The organism is Novosphingobium sp. BL-A-41-Hi4B-X5A (assembly GCF_055521705.1).
Genome location: NZ_CM145500.1, coordinates 1,923,767 through 1,934,336, shown reverse-complemented (window position 1 = coordinate 1,934,336; position 10,570 = coordinate 1,923,767). Strand labels below are relative to the sequence as shown.

Here is a 10,570-nt window from a genome sequence, read left to right as displayed (position 1 = left end):
GTGGATTTCAGAACTGGAGACGGCTCCGTGGTTGCGCAGGACGAACTGGCGCTGGCAAGCGCTCCGGCTGCGGCCGGTGAAGCAAAGGCGATGGATATGGACGCCAAGGACGCAGGCAGTGAAGCACTTGTCGCAGGCATGGCGGCAACGGTTGCGGCCGCTGCCGTGGCCGCCGCGCCGGTCAGCGATTCCAAGAAGGTCAATCCGCGTCGCTTCACCATCGTGACGGACGACAGCCGCGATGCGCGCCTGACCGATTTCGGCAAGGACACCCTGGACGACCGCTATCTGCTTCCCGGCGAGAAGTATCAGGACCTGTTCGCGCGCGTGGCCGATGCCTATGCCGACGATCAGGAGCACGCCCAGCGCCTCTACGACTACATCTCCAAGCTGTGGTTCATGCCGGCAACGCCGGTTCTCTCGAACGGCGGCACCGGGCGCGGCTTGCCGATCTCGTGCTACCTGAACTCTGTGGATGACAGCCTCGAAGGCATCGTCGCCACCTGGAACGAGAACGTCTGGCTCGCCTCGCGCGGCGGCGGCATCGGCACTTATTGGGGCAAGGTGCGCGGCATCGGCGAGAGCGTCGGCCTCAACGGCAAGACCAGCGGCATCATCCCGTTCGTGCGCGTGATGGATTCGCTGACGCTGGCGATTTCCCAGGGTTCCTTGCGTCGCGGTTCGGCCGCCTGCTATCTCGACGTCTCGCACCCCGAGATCGAGGAGTTCCTCGAGATCCGCAAGCCAAGCGGTGACTTCAACCGCAAGGCGCTCAACCTGCACCACGGCGTGCTGCTGACTGACGAGTTCATGGAAGCCGTGCGCGATGGCGCCGAATTCCACCTGCGCAGCCCGAAGGACGGCTCGGTCCGCAGCACGGTCGATGCGCGTTCGCTGTTCCAGAAGCTGGTCGAAACCCGCCTTGCCACCGGTGAGCCCTACATCGTGTTCAACGATACGGTGAACCGCATGATGCCCAAGCATCACCGGGAACTGGGGCTGAAGGTCTCGACCTCGAACCTCTGCTCGGAAATCACCCTGCCGACCGGTCGCGATCACCTCGGCAACGATCGCACGGCGGTGTGCTGCCTGTCCTCCTTGAACCTTGAGACCTGGGACGAGTGGAACGGCGACAAGCGCTTCATCGAGGACGTGCTGCGCTTCCTCGACAACGTGCTGCAGGACTACATCGACCGCGCCCCGAACGAGATGGCCCGCGCCAAGTACTCGGCCGCGCGCGAACGCTCGGTCGGCATGGGCGTGATGGGCTTCCACTCCTTCCTCCAGCTCAAGGGCATCGCCTTTGAAAGCGCGATGGCCAAGGCGTGGAACCTCAAGATGTTCAAGCACATCGCCGCCAAGGCGGACGAGGCTTCGATCCTGCTCGCGCAGGAACGCGGGGCATGCCCGGATGCCGCCGAAATGGGCGTGATGCAGCGCTTTTCCTGCAAGATGGCAATTGCCCCCACCGCATCGATCTCGATCATCTGCGGCGGTACGTCTGCCTGCATCGAGCCGATCCCGGCCAACATCTACACGCACAAGACCCTGTCCGGCTCGTTCGTGGTCGAGAATCCGTACCTCAAGAAGCTGCTCCAGACGAAGAGCAAGGACTCCACCAACGTCTGGAATTCGATCCTCGAGCAGGGCGGCTCGGTCCAGCACCTCGATTTCCTTTCCCCGGAAGAAAAGGCCGTGTTCAAGACCAGCTTCGAGATCGACCAGCGCTGGCTGCTCGAATTCGCGGCGGACCGCACGCCCTACATCGACCAGGCCCAGTCGCTGAACCTCTACATCCCGGCCGACGTCGACAAGTGGGACCTCATGATGCTCCACTTCCAGGCATGGGAGAAGGGCATCAAGAGCCTCTACTACCTCCGCTCCAAGTCGGTCCAGCGCGCGGGCTTCGCCGGCGGCGTCGAGGCGGACAACACCGCTGAGGCCCCGAAGATCGAACTCTCGGCCGGCCCGACCGACTACGAGGAATGCCTGGCCTGCCAGTGATGGCCGCGCCGGCAATTCCCTTGGCCTGAGCCAACTCGTGCTTTCTCCGGCAGCTCTTGCACGTCATCGGACGTCAGCCTGGCTGCCGGGGAGCGCATCCCCGTTACACCCCGCGACACTTTGCGGCTGGCGCACCTGTGCGACAATCCGCGACAAGACTTGTGCTTGCACGATCCCAGTCAGGCCCGCTAAGGCGGTCATGTCTAATGTTGCGATCAATTCGCATTATCAAAGGGGTTCGTTTCATGCGCAAGTGGCACCGCTGGATCACGGTGTTCTTCGGGGTCTTCATGATCTGGATGGCCTTCACCGGCGTCGCCAGCCACGTGACCGCGCTCTGGCCAGCGGGCGAGCAGGCCGGGCCTCCACCCGTTCCGCAGGGCTTCGTCTGCCCCGAAACCATGATGTGCCGGCCCAAGGCACCTCCGGGCGGCATGAAGTCGCTGGTCGGGTTCTTCCACCATCTCCACTCGGGCGAGGAATTCGGACCTGTAGGCACGGCGATCTCGCTGATGACGGGCTTTGCGCTGCTGTTCTTCAGCATCTCGGGCCTGTGGATGTATTTCTCGATGTGGAAGAATCGCAAGGATCGCATCCTCAAGCCCGGCTGGTTCTGGAAGTAAAGTGCAAGAGGCTTGCCCACCCCGCTGCGACTAGGCTCGCCTGCGGCTCGCCAAGTCTCGCGGCCCTCCCGCTTGCGGGAGGGCTTGGCACGGCGCTCTCATCTCCCCTCCCGCAGGCGGGAGGGGCCGGGGGTGGGCATGCGCGCAAGCGCAACCCACAGAGAAAGAAAAACGCCCCGCCTTTCGGCGGAGCGCTCTCCGGTCGCGTGGCACGACCTGGTCCCGAAGGGGGCGGGACGTTCTTGCGGTCCGGCACCGGGCGATCCGCCGGGACAGGACAGCGGGAAGGCCTCGCTGCCTTTCCGGACTTATTCTTCCTCGAGCATGCCCCAGGCCACGTCGCCGTTGGCCGAGAGGCGCACCTTGTCGCCCTCGATTTCGGCAACGAGCCCGGTGGAAAGGTAATGATGGTGGCCCGAATGGGTTCCACCTTCGAAGCCCGCGCCCGAATCCTTCTTGGTCAACTTGATCCGGTCACCCTCGACGCCATCGACCGTGCCGATGTGCACGCCATCGGCGCCGATCACTTCCATGTGTTCACGGATGCCGGACGAGCCTTCAGAGCTGTTGCCGTAGCCCATCTGCTCGCCGCTGCGCTCTCCGCCGCCCATCTGGCCCTGCTGCTGGCCGAATTGCGACTGCTGGCCGCTCGATCCTTCGTTCCAGCGCTGGCCACCGTCCTGCTGCTCGGCGCCGCCGGGGCTGCGCATGCCGCTGTCGGACGACTGGTTCATCTGCTGCTGCTGCCGTTCGCCAGTGTTGGCACCGGTGACGTTGCGCGAGTCGTTGGGTTCATATTCGCCCATGGCAATTCTCCTGCGAATCCAGAGGTTTTGAAAGGACACCGCGATCCGCGCGTCCATGCCCCATCAACCAAGCCTCGCGCTCGCCGTTCCGCCCTGAAACCGGGCGCCGCGCCAGTCCGATGGCCCCTGTCGCCGGGCCGAGGGTTCCTGCCCCAAAGGGCACGATACTATCGCGTGGAAAACCCCGCCACTATCCCCCGCAAAGGCTCGCTGCGCGCTTTTGCCTGACCGCATCAGACCTTACATTCAAAGAATCAGCACAGGACACCGCCATGCCCCTTCTTGAAGCCCGCCCGACCTACAAGCCCTTCGAATATCCCTGGGCTTACGAATTCTGGAAGCGCCAGCAGCAGATCCACTGGATGCCCGAAGAAGTGCCGCTGGGCGAGGATTGCCGCGATTGGGCGCAGAAGATTTCCGAGCATGAGCGCAACCTGCTGACGCAGATCTTCCGCTTCTTCACCCAGGCCGACGTGGAAGTGCAGAACTGCTACCACGAACAGTACGGCCGCGTGTTCAAGCCGACCGAGATCAAGATGATGCTCGCCGCCTTCTCCAACATGGAGACGGTGCACATCGCCGCCTATTCTCATCTGCTTGACACCATCGGCATGCCCGAAAGCGAATACGGCATGTTCCTCGAGTACGAGGAGCTGAAGGCCAAGCACGATTACCTGCAGACCTTCGGCGTCGACAACGACGAGGACATCGCTCGCACGCTCGCCATGTTCGGCGGCTTCACCGAAGGGCTGCAGCTCTTCGCCTCGTTCGCGATGCTGATGAACTTCCCGCGCTTCAACAAGATGAAGGGCATGGGCCAGATCGTCTCGTGGTCGGTCCGTGATGAATCGCTCCACTGCGAAGGCATCACCCGCCTGTTCCACGCCTTTGTGAAAGAGCGCGGCTGCCTGACCAAGGCGGTGAAGGAAGACATCATCGACTGCTGCCAGAAGACGGTGCGCCTCGAAGACGCCTTCATCGATCTCGCCTTCGAACAAGGCCCGGTCCCGGGCATGAGCGCCAAGGAAATCAAGCGCTACATCCGCTACATCGCCGACTGGCGCCTCGGCCAGCTCGGCCTGCCCGCGATCTACATGATCGAAGACCACCCCCTCCCCTGGCTCGCCCCGCTGCTCAACGGCGTAGAACACGCCAACTTCTTCGAAACCCGCGCCACGGAATACTCGAAGGCGGCAACCCGTGGCGACTGGAACACGGTATGGTCCAGCTTCGACAAGCGCCGCAGCGCCAAGTCGGCGGCGAATGTCGAGCTGCCGGTCGAGGTGGATGTCGATATGTTCGGCGCTGCGGGGATTGCGGCGGAGTGAATTTGGGAGGTTGAAGAAGTAAGACGGGATTGATGCGAGGGGCTAGGCCCCTCGCGCTCCCAAGATGAGGAAAGCAATTGCTGACTGCATTTCTCAATTCGAATGAAGGAATTTCGGCGCTACTTTCAGCGTTAAGCACAATTCTTGCAGTTTGGATCACGAAGGTTTTGCAAAGCCGAGTGAGGCTAGTATTTTTCAGTCCTTCATCCACATTTTTCACCCTAAAGAACGAAAATGGTCAGGCTCCGCTCCAGGTGCAGTCTGGTCAAGTAATGATTCAAAATTCTGGCCGATTGGCTGCCACAAATGTCGAAATTATCGCATCTGGCGGACCTCCTGCGGGATATACTTTAGTTCCCCCAGTCTCACACTCCGCAGAAGTGAATACTCACGGAAACTGGGTTTTAAAGATTGATTTTATCGCTCCAAGGGAAATCGTAACAGTTCAGATTTTAAATGGACCGAAGATAGATTCCGTCAGAAGTGCAGACTGCGTGGCTCAATTTGTTCCTGTTGTGCATCAGAGACAGCTTCCGGCGTGGTTTAATTATTTTGCCACATTCCTAATGGTCGTTGGAGTTATATCGTTATTTTATGCGTTCTGGCGGCTTGTCATCCGACTGGATTAATTCGGACCACTCCCGCCCCCCCCGCTTGCGGGAGGGGTGGAGAAGGAAGGGCTTATCTGTGGCGCGGCGGTGTTCTTGTCCCCCTCCCGCAGGCGGGAGGGGTTAGGGGCGGGCATCCGGCGTCAGCCGGACTGATCCTGAGCGCCGGGCCTCGACGGCCAGGCGAATGGCAGTCACCACGCCCTCGGCGTTCCCATGCACATCGGCGTTGGTGAAGCGCAGCACCTGATAGCCTGCCTTGGCCATCCAGCGATCGCGCGCGGCGTCGTGTTCGGGGCGCAGGTCGTGGCTGTAGCCGTCGAGTTCCACCACGATCATGAGGTCCCGGCAGAGGAAGTCAGCGAACCATGGCCCCACCGGCATCTGGCGGCTGAACTTTGCGCCCAGCGCGCGGCCTGCAAGATGGCGCCACAGTTTACGTTCGGCGGGTGTCGCCTCGCGGCGCAGGGTGCGGGCGCGTTCGGTGTTGCGGGGTTTGAATTCTCGCATCGGCGGCAGGGTGGCGCGGTCGGACTTGCGCGCAATTAGAGATGGCGCGGGAATGGCGGCATTGTTCGCCTGATCGGCGAATGCCCACCCCCGGCCCCTCCCGCTTGCGGGAGGGGGGAAGGAAGGGGTTGTGCGGCGCTCTTGTCCCCCTCCCGCAGGCGGGAGGGGGTGTGGGGGCATCCGGCGTCAGCCGGACCAGAGCCTCACGCTTGCACCGTCCCAGTCACTCAACTACCGCACCCACATGCAACTCGATGACCAGCTTCGCCGTTATTTCGGCACCGATGATCTGACCGCCGTCACCCCCGATGCCTTTGCGGCGGGCATTGAGAAGATGCTGGTGGATTTCGGCCTGGAGAAGGACCGCGCCCGCCGGTTCGGGCTGTGGTCGCTGCTGCACATGCTTGGGTCTGCGCCCGATCTCGACGTGGCGTTCAAGGACGCTGACGACCGCGAGGCGGCGCGCAATTTCATGGACATGGTCGCCAGGGCCTCGGATGGAAGCGGTGCCGGAAACGCTGGCTGAACTGCCGCTGCTGAAGATGGCGCTGGCGTGGCTGGCGCTGGCCAACCTTCACACCTTCACCGCCTTCTGGTTTGACAAGCGTGCCGCGATGCGCGGGCACTGGCGCACGTCTGAAGCAACCTTGCTGATGGGGGCGCTGCTTGGTGGCACGCCCGGCGCGTTCCTGGCGCGGCGGGTCTTCCGGCACAAGACGCGCAAGCAGCCTTTCGTCGGCCGGCTCCGGACCATTGCATTCCTGCAGATCGTGGCCCTTGGCGGCGCGGCGGGATGGTATGCGGGCGGCATGGTTCAGGTTTGAGGCAATCGCCGTTTGACGGCGCTGCGCGAAGCGCGCACTCTCTGCCCGGACGGAGGGTTGAGCCATGCCGGCATTGTTCTGGGGATTTGTCGCAATCGTGATCCTTGTGCTGGGGCTGGCGCTCGTTGCTCTCAAGCCGCAGGCCGATGCGTCCGAGCGGCGCCGGGAATCGGGCGACAGGTCGGGCGGCATGTGGTGGGCAACCGACGCAGGCAGCGGCGATTGCGGCGATGGTGGCTGCGATTAGTCCACGCGAATAGCGCATAGGAAAAGGGGCGGCTTCCCCCCGGACGCCGCCCTTCCCGTAACCCGCAAGGCGGGCTGGATCGTTCGCCGGTTCGCTCAGGCCTTCTTCGGCTTGCCGTAGCGACGGCGGGCAACCAGGCCGGCGGCTGCTGCGCCGAACAGGATCACCATCGAAGGTTCGGGCACTTCCGTGCCGCTGCTGGTCGACGAGGTGGTCGTGGTGCCGCCGTTCGAACTGGAAGAAGACGTCGAGGACGAAGTCGACGACGATGTCGAGGACGACGTCGACGAAGACGTGGAGCTTGAGGTCGAACTCGATGTGGACGACGAGGTCGACGAGCTTGAGGTGACGTTGCCCGAGGAGGTCGAGGTCGACGAACTGGTGCTCACGTTGCCGGACGAGGTGCTGACATTCCCGCTCGAGGTCGAGACGTTGCCGCTGCTGGTGCTGACGTTGCCCGAACTCGTGCTGACCGATCCGCTCGAAGTGCTGACATTGCCGGACGACGTCGAGGTCGAGGTGGAAACGCCGCCGGTCGAGGTCGAGACGCCGCCGGTGGTGGTTGAACTGGTGATGCCGCCCGAGGAGGTCGAGGTCGATCCGCCCGAGGTTGACGATGACGTGGACCCGCCCGAGGTGGAGGTGGAACCGGTGCTGGTGGACGAGACGACGACGCTACCACCACCGCCGCTGCTGCCGCCAAAGAAGCCGCCGAAGAAGCCGCCCCCGAAGCCGCCGATGCCGCCGCCGCCGATCACCACCGGAACGCCGCCGCCGCCGCTGGACCCGGTCGGCTGCGGCGGCATCGGTGGCATGTAGGGCACCGGCACCATTGCCATCTGCGGCGCGGGCTCGCAGGTTCTGGTGGTCGTCGTGGTCACGATGCGGCGGGCGCGGTGGATCTCGCGCTTGGCCGGGCGCTTCGCGATCCGCTTGGCGGGCTTGGTCGTCTTGACCTTCACCGGCTTGACGTGGTGGATCTCGCCCTTCGAAGGCGCTTCAGAAACGTGCACCGCGCCGCCGCCGAGCATCGCCCCGCCTGCTGCAGCCGCCGCCAGTTTTGCCAATGCCATCCGAACCGACATGATCGTTGCTTCCGTTCTCGTTCTCGGCGGAAGGGGCTATCAGAAGCGGGTTAATGCTCTGCTGACCCTTCCTTACCGATCGAAGAACGCAGATGGGGCGCGTGGGGGCAATGCCGTTAACCGTGTTGTTATAGGTGAATCTGCCCGAAAACGGGACCGAAGCGGGTGAACCGTTAACTCTGTGCCAGAATGGGACCGAACCGCCGGCGAGGATGAAGGTTGGAATCCAACTCCATGGCAACTCCCCCCTGACTCTCCTGCAACTCTCGTCAGCGGAGGGCAGACTCGGGCGCTAGTCTGTGAACCCGTAAAAATTATGGGACGAAATGGCTTTAGCGAGGTGCTTGTTCGCTGAGTTCTCCGCCGGAATGTAGCTGGAGAAACAGAGCGGCTTTCTTGGCGAGATCGGCCGATTCTGAACGGATTGCGAGCACAAGCGGCTCCTTGCCGTCGATAGGATCGACATCGACGCGCTCTTTACATTCCGGGCGAAGTGCAACGGTCAGTTCCGTCCAGCCACCGACGGGCACTTCATCATCATTTCCATCTGAATCGAAGTCGCAGTCGTTACCCCAGAGGTGACGTGCGACTGAGATGGATTGTGGCCTCTCACCCGGCGAGATCAGATAGTAATTAACCATGCCGCTCATCCTGTAGCGGAAGATGTCGGACTGCAACTCCCCACCGCAAGTGGCCCCTTTCGTATCGCTCCGATTTCTGATTCAAGCTCACTATGAGCCGATACGACCTAACCGACTTCGAATGGCGCGTGATCGAGCCACTCCTGCCCAACAAGCCCCGAGGCGTGCCGCGCGTCGATGATCGGCGCGTTCTAGACGGCATCTTCTGGGTACTGCGTTCCGGTGCGCCATTGCGCGACCTGCCGGAGCGTTACGGTCCGCGCACGACCTGCTACAACCGCTTCGTCCGATGGCGGAAAGCGGGGGTGTGGGACCGGATGATGGACGCAATCACCGCGGCCCATGACAGCGACATTCAGATGATCGATAGCACCTCCGTTCGCGCCCACCAGCAGGCCGCGACAGCAAAAAGGGGGATCGAGATCATTGTCTCGGTCGTTCCCGAGGCGGCCTCACGACCAAAATCCACGCGGTTGTCGACGCGCAAGGCCTCCCGATCCGGCTGAGCCTGACCGCCGGGCAAAGCCACGACGGCCAAGCCGCTGACGATCTGCTTGACCATGTTGGTAGCGGAACAATCGTGCTCGCGGACAAGGCATACGATGCCGACCGTATCCGGGCGGCTCTCCGCGAGAAGGGCGCGTTCGCCAACATCCCTCCCAAGGCCAACCGGAGGTCGAAACCCTACTTCAGCACATGGCTCTACCGCGAGCGGAACCTGATCGAGCGCTTCTTCTCCAAGCTCAAGCACTTCCGCCGCGTCGCAACGCGCTACGACAAGCTGGCGGAGAACTTCTTGGCCATGGTCCAATTGGCATCAATGCGCCTTTGGCTGCGCGCCTATGAGTCTACGGCCTAGTCTGCCTGATCGAAGAGAGACGGTGTCGAGCCGGTCGGCGGAGTGAGTCCGAGGTGCTGCCATCCTCGATCGTTGAGGCACCGTCCTCGTGCCGTGCGCGCGATCAGCCCAAGCTGGATCAGGTAGGGTTCGATCACTTCCTCGATCGTGTCCCGCGGTTCGGAAAGCCCGGCGGCGAGCGTTTCGACGCCGACCGGGCCGCCCTTGTAGATGTCGGCAATCATCGTCAGGTAGCGGCGGTCCTGCAGGTCGAGGCCGATCTTGTCGACCTCGAGCCGGGTCAGCGCATTGTCGGCGATGGATTGGGTGATCTTTTCCGCCCCTGCCACTTGCGCGAAGTCGCGGACGCGGCGCAGGAGGCGGCCGGCGACGCGGGGGGTGCCGCGCGAGCGGCGGGCGATTTCGGTGGCGCCGCCCTTGTCGATGCCGATGCCCATCAGCGAAGCGCCGCGAGCGACGACGCGCTCCAGTTCCTCGACCGAGTAGAACTGCAGGCGCACCGGGATGCCGAAGCGATCGCGCAGCGGGGTCTGGAGCAGGCCCTGGCGCGTGGTCGCGCCGATCAGGGTGAAGGGGGGCAGGTCGATCCGCACCGAGCGGGCCGAGGGGCCTTCGCCGATCATCAGATCGAGCGCGCGGTCCTCCATCGCCGGATAGAGCACTTCCTCGACCACGGGATTGAGGCGGTGAATCTCGTCGATGAACAGGACGTCGCCGTGTTCGAGATTGGTCAGCAGCGCGGCCAGATCGCCGGCCTTGGCGATCACCGGGCCAGATGTAGCGCGGAAATTGACGCCGAGTTCGCGCGCGATGATCTGGGCGAGCGTGGTCTTGCCGAGGCCCGGCGGGCCGAAGAACAGCACATGATCCATCGCCTCGCGCCGCATCTTGGCGCTTTCGATGAAGACCTGCAGGTTATCCTTGGCAGCGGCCTGCCCGACAAATTCGGCCAGCGTCTTGGGCCGCAGGGCAGCGTCCTGATCCTCGATCTGCGAGGCGGCGGAGAGGAGGGGGTTATCGGTCATTTGTCCTGGC

15 protein-coding genes are annotated in these 10,570 nt (G+C 63.1%); 10 read left to right on the top strand and 5 right to left on the bottom strand.

Annotated elements, in window-relative coordinates; all coding sequences use genetic code 11:
- On the top strand, window positions 1–2,004 hold the full coding sequence (locus tag ACZ1JY_RS09350; protein ID WP_465129102.1) for a ribonucleoside-diphosphate reductase subunit alpha: 2,004 nt from the start codon (window positions 1–3) through the stop codon (window positions 2,002–2,004).
- A gap of 206 nt (window positions 2,005–2,210) precedes the next feature.
- Entirely contained in the window at window positions 2,211–2,627 is a 417-nt protein-coding gene (locus ACZ1JY_RS09345; RefSeq protein ID WP_465129101.1) for a PepSY domain-containing protein, read from the top strand.
- A gap of 308 nt (window positions 2,628–2,935) precedes the next feature.
- On the opposite strand, the gene ACZ1JY_RS09340 is transcribed toward ACZ1JY_RS09345, so the two are convergent.
- Entirely contained in the window at window positions 2,936–3,208 is a 273-nt protein-coding gene (locus ACZ1JY_RS09340) for a DUF2171 domain-containing protein (RefSeq protein ID WP_118074632.1), read from the bottom strand.
- 497 nt (window positions 3,209–3,705) lie between these two features.
- Between ACZ1JY_RS09340 and ACZ1JY_RS09335 the strand changes: the two genes are divergently transcribed.
- On the top strand, window positions 3,706–4,761 hold the full coding sequence (locus ACZ1JY_RS09335) for a ribonucleotide-diphosphate reductase subunit beta (RefSeq protein ID WP_465129100.1): 1,056 nt from the start codon (window positions 3,706–3,708) through the stop codon (window positions 4,759–4,761).
- 77 nt (window positions 4,762–4,838) lie between these two features.
- The gene (locus ACZ1JY_RS09330) at window positions 4,839–5,390 is read left to right on the top strand and encodes a hypothetical protein (RefSeq protein ID WP_465129099.1); all 552 of its coding nucleotides are present in this window, start codon (window positions 4,839–4,841) and stop codon (window positions 5,388–5,390) included.
- 102 nt (window positions 5,391–5,492) lie between these two features.
- Here the strand turns inward: ACZ1JY_RS09330 and ACZ1JY_RS09325 are convergent, their stop codons facing one another.
- Complete coding sequence (locus ACZ1JY_RS09325; protein WP_465129098.1) at window positions 5,493–5,879, bottom strand: endonuclease domain-containing protein; 387 nt, start codon at window positions 5,877–5,879, stop codon at window positions 5,493–5,495.
- A gap of 244 nt (window positions 5,880–6,123) precedes the next feature.
- Here ACZ1JY_RS09325 and ACZ1JY_RS09320 point away from each other — a divergent pair, with 244 nt between their 5' ends.
- The 3 genes from ACZ1JY_RS09320 to ACZ1JY_RS09310 all read left to right on the top strand — a co-directional run bounded on the left by ACZ1JY_RS09320 (window position 6,124) and on the right by ACZ1JY_RS09310 (window position 6,950).
- Window positions 6,124–6,405: a hypothetical protein gene (locus tag ACZ1JY_RS09320; RefSeq protein WP_465129097.1), complete on the top strand. Its 282-nt coding sequence runs from the start codon at window positions 6,124–6,126 to the stop codon at window positions 6,403–6,405.
- A complete protein-coding gene (locus tag ACZ1JY_RS09315; protein WP_465129096.1) occupies window positions 6,377–6,703 on the top strand; it encodes a DUF1294 domain-containing protein in 327 nt (108 codons plus the stop codon). Before ACZ1JY_RS09320 ends, ACZ1JY_RS09315 begins: the two co-directional genes overlap by 29 nt.
- A gap of 64 nt (window positions 6,704–6,767) precedes the next feature.
- Window positions 6,768–6,950 (top strand): hypothetical protein, encoded by a 183-nt coding sequence (locus ACZ1JY_RS09310; RefSeq protein WP_118072988.1) that lies wholly within the window; start codon window positions 6,768–6,770, stop codon window positions 6,948–6,950.
- A gap of 95 nt (window positions 6,951–7,045) precedes the next feature.
- On the opposite strand, the gene ACZ1JY_RS09305 is transcribed toward ACZ1JY_RS09310, so the two are convergent.
- Window positions 7,046–7,135, bottom strand: coding sequence for a PEP-CTERM sorting domain-containing protein (locus tag ACZ1JY_RS09305; protein ID WP_230487715.1), 90 nt, complete (start codon window positions 7,133–7,135; stop codon window positions 7,046–7,048).
- A gap of 4 nt (window positions 7,136–7,139) precedes the next feature.
- Between ACZ1JY_RS09305 and ACZ1JY_RS09300 the strand changes: the two genes are divergently transcribed.
- Window positions 7,140–7,769: a hypothetical protein gene (locus ACZ1JY_RS09300; RefSeq protein WP_465129095.1), complete on the top strand. Its 630-nt coding sequence runs from the start codon at window positions 7,140–7,142 to the stop codon at window positions 7,767–7,769.
- A gap of 45 nt (window positions 7,770–7,814) precedes the next feature.
- Entirely contained in the window at window positions 7,815–8,204 is a 390-nt protein-coding gene (locus tag ACZ1JY_RS09295; RefSeq protein WP_465129094.1) for a hypothetical protein, read from the top strand.
- A gap of 163 nt (window positions 8,205–8,367) precedes the next feature.
- On the opposite strand, the gene ACZ1JY_RS09290 is transcribed toward ACZ1JY_RS09295, so the two are convergent.
- On the bottom strand, window positions 8,368–8,685 hold the full coding sequence (locus ACZ1JY_RS09290) for a hypothetical protein (protein WP_465129093.1): 318 nt from the start codon (window positions 8,683–8,685) through the stop codon (window positions 8,368–8,370).
- Between the two features lie 83 nt (window positions 8,686–8,768).
- Between ACZ1JY_RS09290 and ACZ1JY_RS09285 the strand changes: the two genes are divergently transcribed.
- Window positions 8,769–9,535 (top strand): IS5 family transposase gene (locus ACZ1JY_RS09285; RefSeq protein ID WP_465129092.1). Its coding sequence is split into 2 segments (ribosomal slippage): window positions 8,769–9,081 and window positions 9,081–9,535, totalling 768 coding nucleotides; the frame shifts between segments, so codons are not numbered across the junction.
- Here ACZ1JY_RS09285 and ruvB read toward each other — a convergent pair.
- A complete protein-coding gene (ruvB, locus tag ACZ1JY_RS09280) occupies window positions 9,532–10,560 on the bottom strand; it encodes a Holliday junction branch migration DNA helicase RuvB (protein WP_168905308.1) in 1,029 nt (342 codons plus the stop codon). The two genes, ACZ1JY_RS09285 and ruvB, sit on opposite strands and share 4 nt — an antisense overlap.
- Window positions 10,561–10,570 lie beyond the last annotated feature (10 nt).